Raw genomic sequence first — 18,690 nt, 5'->3', positions numbered from 1 at the left:
TCTTTATCCCCTTCTACACACGTTCATACCTTATTTACAAAATGGGATAAGATTCCGTTTATCTTATTAATTATGAAAGATATAAAACCCTATTATTTTGCTTTAGATAAAGAAGAAGATGTCTTTACTCATGCTTATCAAAACAAACTTCCTCTTTTACTCAAAGGCCCTACTGGAACAGGTAAATCCAGATTTGTTGAGTATATGGCATATAAACTCAATAAAAAACTCTTAACCGTAAGTTGTCATGAAGAAACTTCTTCTACTGACTTAATAGGCCGATTTATCATAAAAGGAGCCGAAACAATCTGGATTGATGGTCCCTTAACAACTGCTTTAAAAGAAGGCTCTATTTTATATTTAGATGAAATAGCCGAAGCTCGTCCTGATGTAATTGTGGCCATCCATTCATTAACAGATCATAGAAGAGAACTATTCATAGACAAACTTGGAAAAACCTATAAAGCACATGAAAACTTTATGATCGTTGCTTCCTTTAACCCTGGTTATCAAAGAGGATTCAAAGAACTAAAACCTTCTACAAGACAGCGTTTTGTGGCCTTGTCTTTTGAATATCCAAAAAGTAAAATTGAAACTGAAATTATTGCTAACGAAACGGGTATTGATCCTAACATTGCTAATAAAATTGTAACCATTGCTAATAAAATTAGAAATCTAACAGAACTTGGTTTAACCGAAACCGTTTCAACAAGATTACTCGTAGATGCCGCTAAACTTATTCATTCAGGATTGCCCAAAAGATTGTCTATACACACCGCTGTTGTAGAACCTCTAACGGACGATTTACAAACCGTTCAATCCTTAAAAGATTTGTGTGATTTAATGATATAATATCTTTTCAATGTCAAAATTGACTGAACTCTTTATCTATGAATCATATAGTACAAATTAACAACCCTAAATTTCAAATTAAAAAAGGAATCAATTATGAGTATAGATTTAGACGAAATAATTTTTAGTTTTGTAGCAAAATATCTACGAAAATCACAAAAAAAAGCTCTAGAATCCAATAAAAATACCGTTTTTTTAAAAGACATTACACCACGATTAACACTTATAGCTAATGCCGTTAGTGGAAAATCTATTACTATTTATCCCGCTGAAAAAGAAGGCGGTTACAAAAACAACAACTTCTTTTTGCCTGAATATTTTAACCAATTTGAATCCTATGAAAAAAATATTGCTTTTTATTTCTTTAGAATTCTATACCTCTCAACACAGCAATCCCTTGAATTAAATTGGAATGAGCCAGAAAATGACGTAGAAAAATCACAAAATGAAGCAAAAATAGCTTCCACTCAAATACTTCCTATCCTTTTTCAAAATTTCCCTAAAACTAGATATATATATGCTTTTTTATTAGATCATTTTCTTACTAAAAAAGCAACGAACCCACATTTGTACTGGTTATATGGAAAATTTATGTTTGCAAAAAAAGAAGAAAATATAGAAGAAGAAAATACAAATCATACAAGTTTAAAATCTACAAAAAATAATGAGGTAAAAACAACCTTAAAAACTGTGGGAGTTGAAGAAATAAAATCCCTTCAAATAAATAAAAAGCAACAAGAAGATGATGTACTTAACCATAGTTTTGAAAAAGTAGAAACCGTAGATGAATTTTATGGAAATTGGAAAAATTTTGATGGAGAAGACGAGTTAGAAGAACATAACGATGCTTTAGAAGAAATAAAAATGCGTTTTACTGTACGAGTAGATGACACAGCACATTCTATTTATCAATCTGATTTTATTGAAAACCTAACCGTAGCGGAATCAGCCGAAAAAGATGCAAAAGGAACTTATATATACTACAATGAATGGGATTTTTCTGCACTAAAATACCGTACTAATTTTTGTAAAGTATATCCAAAACTTCAACTAAAAACAGATCCTAAGTTTTATTATGATACTATAAAAAACTATACTCCTGTTCTAAACAAATTAAGAAAATCATTAACTCATATAAATAACAAATTATTACAACAAAAAAAACAAACACAAGGCAACGAATTTGATATTGATGCTCTAACTGATTTATATGTAGATATACACACTAAAAAAACACCTTCTGAAAATATTTATTTTTCAAATAGAAAAAAAGAGAAAGATCTTTCCATTTTATTATTACTGGATGTCAGCTTATCTAGTGATAGTTATGTAGATGGAAACAAAGTTTTAGATGTAGAAAAGGAAGTTTCTATCTTATTTGGTGAAATTTTACATGAATTTAATATTGACTTTTCAATAGACAGCTTTTCATCAAAAACAAGAAATCATATAAATTATATTACACTAAAAGACTTTACCGAAACTTGGGACATCGGTAAAAAAAGAATTGGTTATATAAAACCTGGAGGTTACACACGCATTGGAGGTGCTATTAGACACGCGGGAAATAGATTAAAAACACGTAAAACTAAAAACAAATGGATTATATTAATTTCAGATGGAAAACCAAATGATTATGATAAATATGAGGGTAAATATGGCATAAATGATGTAAAACAAGCATTAAAAGAATTATATAGAAATCAAATAAATTCTTATGCCTTAACTATAGAGGCACAAGCTAAATATTATTTACCTCAAATGTTTGGTCAAAATCATTTTCAAATACTTAAAAACCCTATCGAACTCATCAACGCCCTAGTCTATCTATTTGATAAAATTAAAAAACAATAATGTATAATTCTAAAACCATTTCATTCTAAAAAAACATAAATGGAAAAAACGATAAAAAATTATAAAAACTTTTATTATCCTCCTGGAGGTATTTTACTATGGATAATTATCCTTTTAGAAATTCTAACCTTCGGAATGGCAATTATAGCTATGAGCTATAATGCACAAGAAGAAATAAAAATATTTAACGAATCACGTTTAAAATTAAATAATCTAATAGGAGTTATCAATACTTTCATATTACTCACAAGTGGTTTCTTTATGGTTGTTTCTGTTAATTATGCTAAAAAGAATAATCATAAAAAATTTAATCTATACCTAAAAATAACCATGCTATTAGGAGCTTTCTTCTTAGTCTTAAAAAGCTATGAATATTTTGAAAAACTAAGTCATAATATATACTTAGAAACAAATACATTCTTTACTTATTATTGGTTACTAACAGGCTTTCACTATTTACATGTATTAATTGGTTTATTCATTCTCTTAGCTATTTATTTAAACAAAGATAAAAACGATTTAACCAAAAATCTGTTTGATATAGAAGCATCCGCTGCTTTTTGGCACATGTGCGACCTAATCTGGTTAATCCTATTTCCTGTTTTATATTTAATCTTTTAAACTATGGAAAAACATTTAATTAAAACGTATAGCTTTTTGTTAATACTAACCTTATTAACACTTGTTTTACAACCTCTCGAAATAAATCATATTATTAAGATTGGTCTTATAATGCTGATTTTTTCGATAAAATTCTTAGTAATAGCATTTGAATTTATGGAACTAAAAAAAGCAAATATCGCTTGGAAACTTATCATAATAAGCTTTTGTTTTCTAATCATAATACCTGTTATTTTAATAAACATTTAAAAAAGCAAATAAATATTCAATTGTGATTAAAATCATAAACTTAAAATATTAGAATTATGAAATTTGTTAAACTTAAAATTTAAATTATGAAAAAATTTATAGTATTGGCACTCACTCTAAGTCTAGTCATTGCCTGTGGTAAAAAAAACAATGAACAAGAAGATTTTTCAAAACCAGTTAATGAACCTACAGTTTCAGAAGGAACAGTAGAAACTACCTCTCAAACCACTGAAAAATATGATGCTCAAAAAGGAGAAGGTAAATATGACAAAGTTGAATTAGGAGCTAAAATCGATCAAAAAATGGCCTCTGAAGGAGAAAAAGTAGCAGGATTAAAGTGCATCTCTTGTCATAAATTAACCGATGAACAATTAATCGGCCCTGGATGGAAAGGTGTAACACAAAGAAGAACACCTGAATGGATTATGAATTTTATTAGCAACCCAGATCCAATGATTGACAAAGATCCTGAATTAAAAAAACAATTAGAAATATGTAAATTACGCATGCCTAATCAAAACCTTACAGATACAGAAGCAAGAAACATACTTGAATATATGAGAAAAAATGATGGCGCATAAACCCTCCCTAGATTTATAATAGCCTCTCCTTCAATATTCATTATGTAAATAACGTACTAACAAAATTTTTCTAAATAAGGAATATTAATAAAAATCAAATAAAGTATAAACAAACCTTCTTTTTTACCAATATTCCTTATTTAATATCACACCGTTTAAATCCTATACCTATTATAATAATTCTTTTGATAAACAACAACTTAACATTTCAAGAGGTATCTTATAAACCAATACAAACCTCATTATAAGTAACATTTATTTCCTATACCTCTTTTTAGTATCAAATATTCCTTTAGGTAACTAAACCAAATTAAATAAAAAAATTCTCTCTTTTAAACCCAGATTATACATCAGACTTTGTGATGAAGATAAAAACGGAAATTTTTTACCGCAGCTGTAGTTTTACTCCCGTTAAGGATAAAAATGGAGTCCTTTTTTAGATTCAAAGGCATTTTTATCTGTAATAAATTTCCAATGCGTAATCTGAGGGTAAAACCCTCATCTGTGGGAGAAGTTCCTTTATTTTTATATATAAGACCATTTTACAATATAATTTTATATTTAAAATAAGTTCAAAACACAGTATATAAGATCACACTATTAAGCTATCAATTAAATCAATATCTAAAAAAAATGTTTATTTAAATATTTTATTGCAAATTTGCAGTACCAAATTAATTAAATCATGCCAAAAGTTTCAAATAAAGGGCTTCAAATGCCAGAATCTCCTATCAGAAAGTTAGTACCTTATGCAGAAACTGCAAAAAGAAAAGGGCACAAAGTATATCATTTAAACATTGGTCAACCAGATATTCAAACTCCAGAAGTAGCTCTAAAAGCAATTCAAAATGCCGATATTAAAGTTTTAGAATACAGCCACTCTGCTGGTTTTGAAAGCTATAGAAAAAAATTATCTGAGAGTTATAATAAAATAGGATTACCTATTACAAAAGAAGACATAATTATAACAACTGGAGGATCTGAAGCACTATTATTTGCACTAGGAAGCACAATGGATTCTGATGATGAAATTATTATCCCTGAACCTTTTTATGCAAACTATAATGGTTTTGCCACTGCTTCTGGAGTAAAAGTAGTTCCAGTAATGTCAGGAATAGAAACAAGCTTTGCCTTACCTCCAATTGCTGATTTTGAAAAATTAATAACCCCTAATACCAAGGCAATATTAATCTGTAATCCTGGAAACCCCACAGGTTATTTATATTCACAAGATGAAATCAACCAATTAGCCGAATTGGTAAAAAAATATGATTTATTCTTGATTGCAGACGAAGTGTATCGTGAATTTGTTTACGACGAAGGAGCAAAACATTACTCTATCATGAACGTTTCTGGTATAGAAGATCATGCTATCATGATTGATTCTGTTTCTAAAAGATACAGTATGTGTGGAGCTCGTATAGGATGTATTGTTTCAAAAAACAAATTAGTAATGGAAACAGCTATGAAATTTGCTCAAGCTAGACTTTCCCCTCCTACTTACGAACAAATAGCTAGTGAAGCAGCTTTAGATACACCACAGAGCTATTTTGATGAAGTAATAAAAGAGTATAAAGACAGAAGAGATACTCTAATTACTGAAATGAATAAAATACCAGGAGTAAAAATTGCCACTCCCAAAGGAGCCTTCTATTGTATTGCACAATTACCAGTACAAAATGCTGATGATTTCGCACAATGGCTCTTAGAATCTTTTAATTTTAATGGAGAAACCGTAATGGTAGCTCCCGCAGCTGGATTTTATTCAACACCAGGTGTAGGACTTAACGAAGTTCGTATTGCTTACGTATTAAAAAAAGAAGATATCATCAAATCCGCTCAAATTTTAGCCGAAGCACTAAAAGCATACAACAAATAATACAATTATTTTAGTTTTTAGTAATTCACTATATTTGCAGTTCAAAAAATTTTGAAATAAATTATATTTATATTAATGGCTCATAACGAAGAATTTCACGACGAATTAGGACACAGTCATATAGCAACTAGCGCCACTACCCCTTTGCGTAGTGATGCTTTTGATTTATCAGACGAAGAAAAAATTGCTTCAATCCGTAAAGATGTTGAAAGTATTTTAAAAACTTTGGGAATGGATTTAACAGATGATAGCCTAAGCGGTACCCCCAATCGTGTGGCAAAAATGTTTGTTAAAGATATTTTTGGAGGCTTAAACCCAGATAAAAAACCAGGATCTTCAACTTTCCTAAACCATTATAAATACAATGAAATGTTGGTAGAAAAAAACATTGTCGTTTACTCTACTTGTGAACATCACCTTCTACCAATTATTGGTCGTGCACATGTTGCTTACATTTCTAATGGTACTGTAATAGGGCTTTCTAAAATGAATCGTATAGTAGATTACTATGCAAAACGACCACAAGTACAAGAACGTTTAACCATGCAAATCGTACAAGAATTACAAAACGTACTAGGTACTGATGACGTAGCTTGTGTAATAGATGCCAAACACTTGTGCGTAAACTCACGCGGTATTAAAGATATAGAAAGCAGCACAGTTACTGCTGAATTTGGTGGTAAATTCAAAAACGAAGCAACTCGTAAAGAATTTTTAGACTATATAAAATTAGAAACTAAGTTTTAAGTATTCAATTAAGTGATTGAACAAAAAACTATTAAACACACAAATTCAATCACTTATTTTCAAATTTTAACAAATGCGTTTACATACATCCAACCCTATAAAAGTTTATAACACCTTAAGTGGCGAAAAAGAACCCTTTATCCCTGTACATGATGGCAATGTAGGTATGTATGTATGTGGTCCTACCGTATACAACTATGTACATTTAGGCAATGTTCGAACTTTCATGAGTTTTGATGTTATTTATCGTTATCTATTACATTTAGGCTATAATGTTCGCTATGTACGTAATATAACAGATGCTGGACACTTAACCGATGATGGAAATGTAGATAATGATCGTTTTGTCAAACAATCCCGTTTAGAAAAATTAGAACCTATGGAAGTCGTACAGAAATATACTGTGTACTTTCATAAAGTTTTAGATCTATTTAACTTTTTACCTCCTAATATAGAACCTACAGCAACAGGACATATTATTGAACAAATAGAGTTAATTCAAAAATTAATTAACAAAGGTTTCGCTTACGAAAGTCAAGGTTCTGTATATTTTGATGTAGAAGAATATAACAAACAAGGTCTTAATTATGGTGAATTAAGTAATAGAAATATTGATGAATTACTTGCTAATACGCGTGATCTAGACGGACAAAACGAAAAAAGAAATCCTCAAGATTTCGCGTTATGGAAATCTGCTTCTCCTGTACATATCATGAGATGGAATTCCCCATGGGGCGAAGGGTTTCCAGGCTGGCACCTGGAATGTACAGCCATGAGTACCAAATACTTAGGAGAAAGCTTTGACATTCACGGTGGGGGTATGGATTTAAAGTTCCCCCATCATGAATGTGAAATTGCACAAGGAAAAGGATGCAATGGCTCTTCACCTGTAAAATATTGGATGCACGCCAACATGCTAACAATGAACGGCTTACGAATGAGCAAAAGCACTGGTAACTTTATTCTTCCCATGGAATTAATTTCAGGTGATAATACTTTTTTTGAAAAAGCTTTCAGTCCAAGTATCATCCGTTTTTGCTTTTTACAAGCCCACTATCGCAGTGAATTGGATATATCTAACGACGCTATGATGGCAAGCGAAAAAGGTTATAACCGATTAATGGAAGCTATTAAAAATATTGATTCAATTACACCTAAAAATCAATCCTCTATTAATATTCCTGAATGGGTAGAAAGTTGCTATCAAGCCATGAATGATGATTTTAATACTCCTATTTTAATCGCTAATTTATTTGAAGGAGCTCGTATTATCAACATCATAAAAGACGGTAAAGAAACAATCACACAAAACGATTTAGATTTAATACGAAAAACAATGAATGATTTCGTATTTGAGATTTTAGGTATCGAAAACCAATCAGCAGCGGGGTACGATTCCAGTAAATTAAATGGTGTAATAGAAATGCTCATTACAATGCGTAAAGAAGCACGTATCAATAAAAATTGGACCTTATCTGATCAAATTCGAGACCAATTATTAGAATTGGGCATTCAATTAAAAGATGGTAAAGAAGGAACAACTTATAGTTATTAAAAACATAAATAGGCTATCCTAAAAAGGCATATCATTTACTTCGTTCAATAATTTAATTAATCACTTCGGTTCGTGTTAAGGAACCGAAGTGAACAAACGAGGCCTATAGAACTTCACCTCTCAAAATAACGAATCAAAGATCAAGATAGTCAGTCTTTTGAATAGTCTCCTCTTTTTTATTCTAAAAAACAATATGAATCTAAAAACAATATTAACTCTTCCTCTCGTTTTTCTAGTACGCATTTATCAATACGTGCTTTCACCTTTGATGCCTGCTACTTGTAGATACCAACCTACTTGCTCTCATTACATGGTAGATGCTTTAAGAAAACACGGTCCTTTAAAAGGATTATGGTTAGGAACTAAACGTATATTACGATGTCATCCTTGGGGAGGTAGCGGTTATGATCCTGTACCCTAATTATTTTATTACAGATCCTAAAAAACTCTACAATAAACATATATTCTAACTTTCTTTCTTATTTCATTTAGCTTACTAAAATTAGAATTAATTCACCACATTTAGCCCTAAATTAAGCAATAACAATAAGTTTTAAAACAATATTCTGAAGCATACAAGTCAAAAAGATTCTAATAATTGTTCCTTTTAAATATGAAACTAATAAGAATATAGACAGCAAACTTTTGAATCAATTAATTTTAGAGGATCAGATCATAATTAAACTCCTCTTACCGATGAAGTAACGAACGAAACGCTCAATTTATTCCTTTGAGATAACTTTTTATTTGCTTAAAACTCTTCTTCTTTTATCGTAAAATACCACCACCCTTAAAAAACCAGATCATGCGTTAGCCTTTCTGATGAAAATTAAAAGACACGAAAAAAATTTTCTGTACATATAGTTTTGTTGCATTGAGGGTAAAAAAGGGGTTGTTTTTTAGATCCAAAGTCATTTATATCCATAACAAATTTCTAATGCGTAATCTGGGTTTAAATAAGCTTTTCTATTAAAAATAGAAAATTTTTATTTTAAGATCTTATTATTCTATATCTTCTATCAGAAAGGAATCACAATCCTCAAAATTAGAAATTTCTTTTTCACGTTCTAACATATATCTATACAATGCAAACTGGGCAAAAAGATATAAAAACATAGAAATAGAAGAAAAAATAGCAATTGATACATAAAAAAGCTTTAGAACTAAAACAAATTGAATAATTGCAAAAAAAACAGCATTAATTAAGAGCCAAAAATTCTTTTTACACCCTTTAATCATATAATTTGAAAGAGCTAAACCTCCTAAAAAAGAAAGGAATAATACCTGAATCAAATAAATATAAATTCCTTTTCCTAATTCATTTTTAGTCAAAAAAGTTAAATAAGCAAATGCTGTAAAAAAAGGAAGCGTTCCAACGACTACAGGTAACTTTTTTTGAATAGGTTCATCCTGAATTACTAAGTATATGACAATACCTCTATATATAAAAAAGAAGATGGAAGCTATTATAGCACTATTAAAATTTTTAGATACAAACAATATATTTGCAATTAAAACAAAAAACAAAGCCAACAAAAAGTAAATATTTCTTTTGCTAGAAACCTTCCAATACATCAACATCATGATGGGCATTAATAAAGGTTTTAAAATATACATCATTAAAATTTCATTGAAATATTCGGCTACAACTTCAAATAATCCAATTATAAAAAATAAAATCAAAAAACCTTTTTCTTGAGATTTTTTTTCGCTATTGAGCATATATTCAACAATAAATTAAACTTTTTTATGGATCTAAAATTACAATTAAATTTATTTTCTGAAATAATATACACGATATATTTCCTTTAATATTGCATAAAAAAAGGAATTAGTACTATACAAGTCATTTTTTTCAACTATTTACAAAAAAACACAAAAAAAGCTGCTCATTTACAAACAGCTGGTTATTTTTTTTAACATAAAAAATCACTCATTATGTAAAAAAGACTGTCTATTTAGTAAAATTTCTTCTGTTTCTACATGATTGTCATCGGGAACACAACAATCTACTGGACATACTGCGGCACATTGTGGCTCTTCATGAAAACCTTTACACTCAGTACACTTACCAGGAACAATATAATAAATGTCATCTGAAATAGGTGTTTGTGCTGCTTCAGCATCTACTTCTGTTCCATCTGGTAAAACTATTTTCCCTATTAATTTTGTACCGTCTTTCCATCTCCAATCATCAGCCCCTTCATAAATTGCAGTATTCGGACACTCTGGCTCGCATGCCCCACAGTTAATACATTCGTCTGTAATTATAATTGCCATAATTTTCATGCTTTATGCCTCAAGCCCTAAGCTATAAGCGTTCAACTACTCTAAAAGCTTCAGGAAGTACATACAGCCTAAAGCTAAATATCTTATTTTTGTGCAAAAATACAATCTAAACCATACATAAGCAAGTAACCTATGTCACAAAAAGAAATTATTATTGCATTTTCGAAATTAGGAAATTTCTTAAAACAGTTTACTCCACAAGGTAATCTAGCAAACGACCAAGTAGTCCACAATGAACTCTTTTTTGACTCATTTGCTGAACTTATTCAAACATCAAAAGCACATAATGGGTGGTTTACCCCCGAACAAGTATATTTTTCAATTCAATCTTGGGCAGAAGCCTTAACAGAAGATAATTTAGTTCAATGGTTGGCTCCATATAATTATAATCAACAAACGCCTAAAACAATTGCTCTTGTTTTAGCTGGCAATATTCCTTTAGTTGGTTTCCATGATTTTATATCTGTTTTAGCAAGCGGAAATAAGATATTAGCCAAATTATCATCTAATGATCAAAAATTACTCCCCTTTTTGGCTAATTATCTAAAAAAGATAGAACCAAAACTCATAGAAAGAATTCTTTTTACAAAAGAAAAATTAGAAAATTTTGATGCTGTAATTGCCACAGGAAGCAATAATACGGCACGTTATTTTGAATATTATTTTAGAAACAAGCCCTCTATTATACGAAAAAACAGAAATTCCGTAGCTATACTAGATGGTACCGAAAGTAAAGAAAACTTATTCTTATTAGGTGAAGATATCTTTAGGTATTTTGGATTAGGCTGTCGTAATGTTTCCAAGATTTTCGTACCTAAAGGTTATGATTTTAAATTATTTTTTGAAGCCATTTATCCTTATGGTGAAATTATCAATTATGAAAAATATGCCAATAACTATGACTATAACAAAGCGGTTTTCTTAATGAGTTTATTTAAAATTTTAGATAATGAATTTCTAACAGTAAAAGAAGATATAAGTTACGCCTCCCCTATTTCTTCCTTATTCTATGAATATTATGAAAATTTAGAAGACCTTAAAAATCGGCTTATAAAAGATAAAGATCTCATTCAGTGCATTGTTTCCAATCAATTAACTAAAAACAGCATTTCTTTTGGTCAAACACAAAAACCAAAACTTTGGGATTATGCAGACGATATTGACACTATTGCTTTTTTAAATTCACTATAAAATGAGCATCAATTTTTCAGATATCATAAAAAAACAAAAGGAACAAGAAACTCATATACACCAACCTCGTTTTAACTTAGAAGCGCGCATTAATGCCAATCGTTTACAAATAAAATCAAATAAAAAACAAACTATGAAAAAACACAATTATAGTGCAGGCCCTTGTATTTTGCCACAAGAAGTATTTGATCAATCGGCAAAGGCTATTTTAGATTTTAACGATATGGGATTATCCCTTTTAGAAATCTCACATCGCAGCAATGAATTTGTTGCTGTTATAGAAGAAGCACGTGCTTTAGCTCTTGAACTTTTAGAACTAGAAAACAAAGGGTATCAAGCTCTTTTTTTACATGGTGGAGCCAGTCTAGAATTCTTAATGGTTCCTTATAATTTAATGAAAGTAAACGGAAAAGCAGGCTATCTTGAAACAGGTACATGGGCAAGTGGAGCTATTAAAGAAGCAACTCTTTTTGGAGAAACCATTGTCTTAGCTTCTTCCAAAAATAAAGATTATAATTATATTCCTAAAGATTACACAATACCAAACAATCTGGACTATTTCCATTGTACCAGTAATAACACCATCTACGGAACTCAAATGAATTCATTTCCCAAAACTAACACGCTTATGGTTTGTGACATGAGTTCAGATATTTTTTCAAGAAGATTAGACTTTAGTAAATTTGATTTAATTTATGCTGGAGCTCAAAAAAATATGGGGCCTGCCGGTACAACTTTAGTAATTGTAAAAGAAGAAATATTAGGAAAAACAGGACGTATGATTCCATCTATGTTAGATTATCAACTACATATTGCCAAAGAAAGTATGTATAATACTCCGCCCGTATTTTCTATCTATGCCTCTTTACTAACATTGCAATGGCTAAAAAAAATGGGGGGAATTCACAGCATTGAAAAAATAAATAAGGAAAAAGCCGATCTTTTATATAACGAAATAGACCGAAATCCCTTATTTAAAGGAACGGCCACTACAGAAGATAGAAGCCTAATGAATGCCACATTTGTTTTAGAAAATCCAAAGCACGAATCCATCTTTGATCAACTTTGGGAAAAAGCAGGTATTTCGGGACTAAAAGGACATCGTTCTGTTGGTGGCTATAGAGCCTCTCTTTATAATGCTTTACCACTAAATAGTGTTCACGTTTTAGTAGATGTAATGCGAGAATTTGAAAATTTAGTTTAAAAAACAACGCTTTATAGATGAAAATATTAGCCAATGATGGTTTATCCAATCAAGCCCTTTTATTATTAGATAACAATGGCTTTGAAGTATTAACTACTAAAGTAGCACAAGAACAACTAAGTAACTATTTAAATAAAAACCAAATAGAAATACTTATTGTAGGCAATGCTACCAAAATCAATCAATCTATCATAAATACTTGTCCTAATTTAAAAATAATAGGCAAGTTGGGTCTTGAAATGGATAACATTATAATAGATACTAACCATCCAAACACTATAAAACTATTAAACACACCAAACGCTTCGGTAAATGCCGTTGCTGAATTAGCAATAGGACACCTTATTTCAGGAGCTCGTTATTTACATGATTCTAATAGGAATATGCCTTTAGAAGGTGATACTCATTTTAATCAACTAAAAAAAGTATACAGTACTGGTTTAGAATTAAAAGGAAAAACCTTAGGAATTATAGGATTTGGAAAAATTGGTAAAGCCGTTGCTCAAAAAGCATTAGCACTAGGAATGAAAGTCATTGCTACAGCAAATGAAAGAAAACAAACCTCTGTTGAAATTGAATTTTACACAGGTCAAAAAACTACAATCCCTTTAGATCTAATGCCTTTAGATGATCTACTCCCTTTAGCCGATTTTATATCATTGCACATACCTCCACAAGAAAAATACCTCTTAACTGCTACTGAATTCAAAAGAATGAAACAAGGGGTAGGAATAATCAATTGTTCCAAAGGTGAACTCATCAATGAGGTAGATTTGATTGAGTATTTAGAAAATAAAAAAATTAGTTTTGCTGGTTTAGATGTTTTTCAAGGAGAACCTAATCCTGCTGTACAGTTATTAATGCACCCTGATATTTCATTAACTCCACATATTGGAGGATCTACTACTGAAACTTTTGAAAACATGAGTATTGAAATGGCTCATAAAATTATTGATTTATATACATAACAAATATCAATTTTAATCATTATTTTTATAGTCATAACCAAAAAACACATAAAATGTCAGGAATTTCAGATTTAATCAATAGCGATTTAGGAAAACAAATAGTTACTAATATCAGTAATAAAGTAGGTACTTCAGAAGGAGAAACTTCAAGTGTGTTAAGCTCTGCCCTCCCTCAATTAGTAAATGCTATGCAAAATAATTCAAATACCGAAACAAATGCAGGAGGATTACTAGGCGCTTTACTAAATGGTAAACACAATGGAAATTTATTAGATACTATTGGAGATCTATTTAATGGCGGAACAGACCCACAAGAGGGTGGAAAAATCTTAGGTCATATTTTAGGCAACAATCAATCTAATTTAGAAAATAACTTAAGTTTATCAACAGGTGTTTCAAATGATAAAATCAGCTCTATTTTACAAATGGCTGCTCCCCTATTAATGTCCTTTTTAGCAGACAAAGCAAAATCGGCTAACGTACAAAATGGAACTGATTTAGGAGGTTTATTAGGAAACCTATTAGGGGGAAATAGTATAGGTAATTCAAACATTACATCATTGTTAGACCAAGATGGTGATGGTCAGTTAGGTATTGGAGACGCTGTTGCTGTAGCAACTAAAAAAGGAGGATTAGGAGGTCTATTAGGAAACCTTTTGGGAAAATAATACAAGAACTCAAGTAAAACTTTTAAAATAAAGTAAACTTTATTTTAATTCATAAAAATTGGTTCTAAAATAATCTTATCTTTAAAAATAGATCACTCCAACAAAATAATGTAGTGATCTGTTTTTATAAATACCAATTAGAGTCTAGTTCAAGCCGCTTAAATAATAAATTTTAAAACCTTTTTCCATCTATGAATCACTTTCAATACTAAAAATATGAGGCTACAAAAATCCCCCCTATCAAATTAACAAACATATAATATCATAACAACAGAGTAATTTTCAGTCATAACTATTCCTCCTTTTATTCAAAAAATAATCATTACCATACAATTGGATTTTTATTGGATTTTTATTAAATTTAAACAACACATATACCCCAAAAGCAATGGTTGAAATCGATATCGAAAAAGAAAATAAAGCAATCGCTCAAGAATATAAAGAATTACTTCGTATAAGTTATCAAACTTTGAGTGATGAAGATAAAAAGTTGATCCGTAAAGCGTTTGATTTTGCGGTTGATGCTCATCAAGACCAAAGAAGAAAATCGGGTGAAGCTTATATATTCCATCCTATAGCTGTTGCAAAAATTGTAGCAGGAGAAATTGGATTAGGAGCTACAGGTATAGCCGCTGCATTATTACATGATGTGGTAGAAGATACAGATATATCCGTAGAAGAAATAGAAAAAGCATTCAACCCAAAAGTAGCTCAATTAGTAGCTGGTTTAACTAAAATTTCGCAAGTCAAAAAAGATATGAACATCTCGATGCAAGCCGAAAATTTTAGAAAAATGTTATTGACACTCAATGACGATGTTCGAGTTATTATCATTAAATTAGCTGATCGCTTGCATAATATGCAAACCATGGAATCAATGGCAGAGCATAAACAATTAAAAATTGCTTCTGAAACACTTTATATTTATGCTCCATTAGCCCATCGTCTTGGCCTTTATAACATAAAAACCAAATTAGAAGATTTAGGATTAAAATACACCGAACCCTCTGTTTATAATGATATTGTAGGTAAAATTAAAGAGTCCAAAGAAGAACAAGATGCTTATATAAAAAGTATCTCCGATATCTTGCAAAGATCATTAGATGAAGAAGGAATAGATTATATTATAAAAGGAAGACCCAAATCTATTTATTCCATTCGAAGAAAAATGGCTGCACAAAAAGTAAGTTTTGATGAAGTATATGACAAATTTGCTTTGCGTATTGTATACAAATCCAATCCACATGACGAAAAATTTCTTGCTTGGAAAATTTATTCCATAGTTACAGATCATTACCGTCCTTCACCCAGTCGTTTAAGAGATTGGATTTCTTCTCCCAAATCTACAGGTTATGAAGCGCTACATATAACCGTTATGGGGCCCTTAGGTCGCTGGGTAGAAATACAAGTTAGAAGCGAACGAATGGATGAAATTGCTGAAAAAGGTTATGCTGCACATTACAAATATAAACAAGGTGCTACTGAAGAAAGCAGTCTCGACACTTGGCTAAATCTTTTAAGAGAAGCACTCGAAAATGCTGATAGCAATGCTGTTGACTTTGTTGAAGATTTTAAAATGAACCTTTATGCAAAAGAAATTTATGTATTTACTCCAAAAGGAGAAATCAAATCCTTACCTAAAGGAGCTACTGCCTTAGATTTTGCTTTTTCGGTACATTCAGAAATAGGCATAAAAACACGTGGGACACGAGTTAATGGTAAATTAGTTCCATTAAATCATGAATTAAAAAGTGGTGATCAAGTAGAAATCATTACTTCTGCACATCAAAAACCCACTGTTACATGGTTAGATTATGTTACTACTTCCCGAGCTAAAAATAAAATTAGAAATGTTCTAAATGAAAATACAAAAAAAATAGCAGAAGATGGAAAAGAAATTTTAGAAAGAAAACTTCGCCATTTAAAAATAAATTTCAATGAAAACATAATTAACGAACTCGTTGCTTTTTTAAGATTAAAGACCAGTTTAGACCTTTTTTACAGAGTTGGTATTGGCTCTATAGACAATCAACAACTAAAAGATTATGCTTCACAAAAAAGCAACACCTTTATTAATTTCTTCAGAGGAAAAATAAAAAAAGGACAAATAACTAATCCAGAAATAATTCAAAAAGAAGAAATTACTCAAAAATACGACCTCCTTGTATTTGGAATTGAACAAGATCGTCTAGATTATAAACTATCTAGCTGTTGCAACCCCATACCTGGTGACCCTGTTTTTGGTTTTGTAACAATAAACGAAGGCATCAAGGTACATAAAAAAGATTGTCCCAATGCTATCAGTTTGCAATCTAATTATGCTTATCGCATTATTCCTGCAAAATGGATTGATTCTACACAACAAGATTTTAAAGCTACCTTAAAAATTACAGGAATGGATACTCTGGGTCTTACCAATGAATTAACTAGAGTGATTTCTAATAATTTAAATGTAAATATCCAAAGTATTTCTTTAAGTGGTGAAGCAGGTCTTTTTACAGGACATATAACAGTTATAGTGCCTAACATTTCTATACTTAAAAAAATGATAGAAGGAATTAAAAAGATTGATGGTGTTGAAAAAGTAACAAGAGAATACACCAATTAATAGAACAATTATTTTTTTATAAGTAATAAAAATATTAACAATTTTACCCCCCTTTTATTAAAAAAAAGGGGGTGTGTAATAAGGGCTATTTCTAGAAAAAATTACAGAACTTTTATAAAATAACCGTCAAACTATTTTATGGTACTAAAGCCCCCTTACTGTTATAAAACAAATTACTATTACTTATTTTGTGATTATAGTAACCAAGACAAATTTTTAATTTACTACCCATACTTAACCCTAAAATTCAATGAAAAAGAACTGCTATAAAAACATTTGGGCTGGTTTTAACTCTTGTAAAACCAGCCCTTTTTATCTTAAGCTTTTTGCTTGAGATTAAAATACCCACAGCCAAAAGACCATACCTATTTGGATATGTAATTTATTGATATGATAATTTAATAACTAAATAACTAAGAAATAACAAAAAAGTCCCCATCTTCCTTGTATCTTTGTTAACGATTAAAAATCCACAATAAAATAATTTAGATCTGTGTGATAAAAAATTAAAAATTACTCTATAGCATAAAGTAATAAAATAAATAGTAAACTTTTTAGTTCAACATATTTGAAGGTATATATAAACACATAATTTATGACTTTATTCTTTTACTCAATATTAAAAACTAATTCAAGTATACTATTTATTATTAAAATCCTTATACTCTTTTATTTCTTCTTCTAATAACTCAATAGCTCGGTTACGAATTTTTTGTGCTGTTTCCGAATTATTAAAATATCTAAGAGCGCTATAAATTGTTTGTCTTGAAACCTCTTGAAACTCTTTTCTAAGAACTTGATGATGTTTAGTACCTAAATTAATTGACGACCCCATAAACTTACTTTATTATATTTACATTTGTAAATGTACTCATAAAGAGCACAAGCAAATATATATACTTTTTTTCAAACAAATTATGATTTATTAACTTTTTTTCAAACACCATGTCCATCCAAGAAAGAATCCTACAATATATTAATTACAAAACAATTACACCCTATAAATTTTGTAAAGAATTAGGCTTTGCAATGGGTTACCTTGATAAAAGGGGAGCTATAAGAACAGATAACTATTTGAAAATTATAGAACACTATAAAGACCTGAACCCAGAATGGCTATTAAAAGGAGAGGGCAATATGTTAAAAGATTGTACCACTGAGAAAAATATTAATGATAATGAAAAAATAAATTATAAAGAACTAGCAGAAGCAAGAGAAGAAATAATAAATTTATTAAAGGAAAAGATAAATATACTTACAGAAGAAAATCACGCCTTAAAAACTCGTCTAACAAAATAATAAAAAATAGAACCCTCTAAAAATGTTGAAATCTTACAATAATTATGTTTTAATTAAATAATTCTAAATAAAATTTATTTCGTGTTAGTTAATTTCCCCCTTATCATTAACCAACTTAATTATGT

18 protein-coding genes are annotated in these 18,690 nt (G+C 30.0%); 15 read left to right on the top strand and 3 right to left on the bottom strand.

The features are described from left to right. Nucleotides 1-72 precede the first annotated feature (72 nt). From B0A78_RS12220 to yidD, 9 genes are all read left to right on the top strand, one after another. Nucleotides 73-852, top strand: coding sequence for a CbbQ/NirQ/NorQ/GpvN family protein (locus tag B0A78_RS12220; RefSeq protein ID WP_097609713.1), 780 nt, complete (start codon nt 73-75; stop codon nt 850-852). A gap of 96 nt (nt 853-948) precedes the next feature. Further along, a complete protein-coding gene (locus B0A78_RS12215) occupies nt 949-2,706 on the top strand; it encodes a nitric oxide reductase activation protein NorD (RefSeq protein ID WP_097609712.1) in 1,758 nt (585 codons plus the stop codon). A 39-nt stretch (nt 2,707-2,745) separates the two neighbouring features. Continuing rightward, nucleotides 2,746-3,327: a cytochrome c oxidase subunit 3 gene (locus tag B0A78_RS12210; RefSeq protein ID WP_014164436.1), complete on the top strand. Its 582-nt coding sequence runs from the start codon at nt 2,746-2,748 to the stop codon at nt 3,325-3,327. 3 nt (nt 3,328-3,330) lie between these two features. Next, nucleotides 3,331-3,576 (top strand): cytochrome C oxidase subunit IV family protein, encoded by a 246-nt coding sequence (locus B0A78_RS15110; protein ID WP_065213649.1) that lies wholly within the window; start codon nt 3,331-3,333, stop codon nt 3,574-3,576. Between the two features lie 86 nt (nt 3,577-3,662). After that, nucleotides 3,663-4,157, top strand: a complete 495-nt coding sequence (locus B0A78_RS12200) for a c-type cytochrome (protein WP_014164434.1) — start codon at nt 3,663-3,665, stop codon at nt 4,155-4,157. Between the two features lie 685 nt (nt 4,158-4,842). Beyond that, nucleotides 4,843-6,036 carry a pyridoxal phosphate-dependent aminotransferase gene (locus B0A78_RS12195; RefSeq protein ID WP_077225326.1) on the top strand — a complete coding sequence of 398 codons (1,194 nt, stop codon included), beginning with the start codon at nt 4,843-4,845 and terminating at the stop codon, nt 6,034-6,036. Nucleotides 6,037-6,111: 75 nt separating this feature from the next. Continuing rightward, a complete protein-coding gene (gene folE, locus B0A78_RS12190) occupies nt 6,112-6,783 on the top strand; it encodes a GTP cyclohydrolase I FolE (protein ID WP_014164432.1) in 672 nt (223 codons plus the stop codon). Nucleotides 6,784-6,856: 73 nt separating this feature from the next. Beyond that, a complete protein-coding gene (cysS, locus tag B0A78_RS12185) occupies nt 6,857-8,338 on the top strand; it encodes a cysteine--tRNA ligase (RefSeq protein ID WP_014164431.1) in 1,482 nt (493 codons plus the stop codon). Between the two features lie 193 nt (nt 8,339-8,531). Then, nucleotides 8,532-8,759, top strand: coding sequence for a membrane protein insertion efficiency factor YidD (gene yidD / locus B0A78_RS12180; protein ID WP_014164430.1), 228 nt, complete (start codon nt 8,532-8,534; stop codon nt 8,757-8,759). 581 nt (nt 8,760-9,340) lie between these two features. On the opposite strand, the gene B0A78_RS12175 is transcribed toward yidD, so the two are convergent. Together B0A78_RS12175 and B0A78_RS12170 are read right to left on the bottom strand one after the other, a co-directional pair. Beyond that, nucleotides 9,341-10,021: a lysoplasmalogenase family protein gene (locus B0A78_RS12175; protein WP_165688630.1), complete on the bottom strand. Its 681-nt coding sequence runs from the start codon at nt 10,019-10,021 to the stop codon at nt 9,341-9,343. Between the two features lie 246 nt (nt 10,022-10,267). Beyond that, the gene (locus B0A78_RS12170; protein WP_014164428.1) at nt 10,268-10,618 is read right to left on the bottom strand and encodes a 4Fe-4S dicluster domain-containing protein; all 351 of its coding nucleotides are present in this window, start codon (nt 10,616-10,618) and stop codon (nt 10,268-10,270) included. Between the two features lie 141 nt (nt 10,619-10,759). Here B0A78_RS12170 and B0A78_RS12165 point away from each other — a divergent pair, with 141 nt between their 5' ends. The 5 genes from B0A78_RS12165 to B0A78_RS12145 all read left to right on the top strand — a co-directional run bounded on the left by B0A78_RS12165 (nt 10,760) and on the right by B0A78_RS12145 (nt 17,266). After that, a complete protein-coding gene (locus B0A78_RS12165; protein ID WP_014164427.1) occupies nt 10,760-11,818 on the top strand; it encodes an acyl-CoA reductase in 1,059 nt (352 codons plus the stop codon). A 133-nt stretch (nt 11,819-11,951) separates the two neighbouring features. Then, nucleotides 11,952-13,022 carry a 3-phosphoserine/phosphohydroxythreonine transaminase gene (serC, locus tag B0A78_RS12160; protein ID WP_041253321.1) on the top strand — a complete coding sequence of 357 codons (1,071 nt, stop codon included), beginning with the start codon at nt 11,952-11,954 and terminating at the stop codon, nt 13,020-13,022. 17 nt (nt 13,023-13,039) lie between these two features. Further along, nucleotides 13,040-13,990, top strand: a complete 951-nt coding sequence (locus B0A78_RS12155) for an NAD(P)-dependent oxidoreductase (RefSeq protein ID WP_065213651.1) — start codon at nt 13,040-13,042, stop codon at nt 13,988-13,990. 53 nt (nt 13,991-14,043) lie between these two features. Beyond that, the gene (locus B0A78_RS12150) at nt 14,044-14,658 is read left to right on the top strand and encodes a DUF937 domain-containing protein (RefSeq protein WP_014164424.1); all 615 of its coding nucleotides are present in this window, start codon (nt 14,044-14,046) and stop codon (nt 14,656-14,658) included. Nucleotides 14,659-15,046: 388 nt separating this feature from the next. Continuing rightward, complete coding sequence (locus B0A78_RS12145) at nt 15,047-17,266, top strand: RelA/SpoT family protein (protein ID WP_014164423.1); 2,220 nt, start codon at nt 15,047-15,049, stop codon at nt 17,264-17,266. 640 nt (nt 17,267-17,906) lie between these two features. Here the strand turns inward: B0A78_RS12145 and B0A78_RS12140 are convergent. Further along, a complete protein-coding gene (locus B0A78_RS12140; RefSeq protein ID WP_014164422.1) occupies nt 17,907-18,101 on the bottom strand; it encodes a hypothetical protein in 195 nt (64 codons plus the stop codon). A gap of 110 nt (nt 18,102-18,211) precedes the next feature. On the opposite strand from B0A78_RS12140, the gene B0A78_RS12135 reads away from it, so the two are divergent. After that, complete coding sequence (locus B0A78_RS12135; RefSeq protein WP_014164421.1) at nt 18,212-18,565, top strand: hypothetical protein; 354 nt, start codon at nt 18,212-18,214, stop codon at nt 18,563-18,565. Nucleotides 18,566-18,690: the final 125 nt, after the last annotated feature.

Source organism: Flavobacterium columnare NBRC 100251 = ATCC 23463 (assembly GCF_002530675.1).
GTDB classification, from domain to species: Bacteria; Bacteroidota; Bacteroidia; order Flavobacteriales; family Flavobacteriaceae; genus Flavobacterium; species Flavobacterium columnare.
The sequence above is the reverse complement of the archived record's forward strand: the minus strand, read 5'-3'. Positions and strand labels throughout refer to the sequence as shown.

Coding starts and splice junctions, on each gene's coding strand:
- B0A78_RS12145 (WP_014164423.1), top strand. CDS start 15,047: ATGGTTGAAATCGATATCGAAAAAGAAAATAAAGCAATCGCTCAAGAA.
- B0A78_RS15110 (WP_065213649.1), top strand. CDS start 3,331: ATGGAAAAACATTTAATTAAAACGTATAGCTTTTTGTTAATACTAACC.
- folE (WP_014164432.1), top strand. CDS start 6,112: ATGGCTCATAACGAAGAATTTCACGACGAATTAGGACACAGTCATATA.
- yidD (WP_014164430.1), top strand. CDS start 8,532: ATGAATCTAAAAACAATATTAACTCTTCCTCTCGTTTTTCTAGTACGC.
- B0A78_RS12200 (WP_014164434.1), top strand. CDS start 3,663: ATGAAAAAATTTATAGTATTGGCACTCACTCTAAGTCTAGTCATTGCC.
- B0A78_RS12155 (WP_065213651.1), top strand. CDS start 13,040: ATGAAAATATTAGCCAATGATGGTTTATCCAATCAAGCCCTTTTATTA.
- B0A78_RS12140 (WP_014164422.1), bottom strand. CDS start 18,101: ATGGGGTCGTCAATTAATTTAGGTACTAAACATCATCAAGTTCTTAGA.
- B0A78_RS12135 (WP_014164421.1), top strand. CDS start 18,212: ATGTCCATCCAAGAAAGAATCCTACAATATATTAATTACAAAACAATT.
- B0A78_RS12210 (WP_014164436.1), top strand. CDS start 2,746: ATGGAAAAAACGATAAAAAATTATAAAAACTTTTATTATCCTCCTGGA.
- B0A78_RS12150 (WP_014164424.1), top strand. CDS start 14,044: ATGTCAGGAATTTCAGATTTAATCAATAGCGATTTAGGAAAACAAATA.
- cysS (WP_014164431.1), top strand. CDS start 6,857: ATGCGTTTACATACATCCAACCCTATAAAAGTTTATAACACCTTAAGT.
- serC (WP_041253321.1), top strand. CDS start 11,952: ATGAAAAAACACAATTATAGTGCAGGCCCTTGTATTTTGCCACAAGAA.
- B0A78_RS12165 (WP_014164427.1), top strand. CDS start 10,760: ATGTCACAAAAAGAAATTATTATTGCATTTTCGAAATTAGGAAATTTC.
- B0A78_RS12195 (WP_077225326.1), top strand. CDS start 4,843: ATGCCAAAAGTTTCAAATAAAGGGCTTCAAATGCCAGAATCTCCTATC.
- B0A78_RS12220 (WP_097609713.1), top strand. CDS start 73: ATGAAAGATATAAAACCCTATTATTTTGCTTTAGATAAAGAAGAAGAT.
- B0A78_RS12170 (WP_014164428.1), bottom strand. CDS start 10,618: ATGGCAATTATAATTACAGACGAATGTATTAACTGTGGGGCATGCGAG.
- B0A78_RS12215 (WP_097609712.1), top strand. CDS start 949: ATGAGTATAGATTTAGACGAAATAATTTTTAGTTTTGTAGCAAAATAT.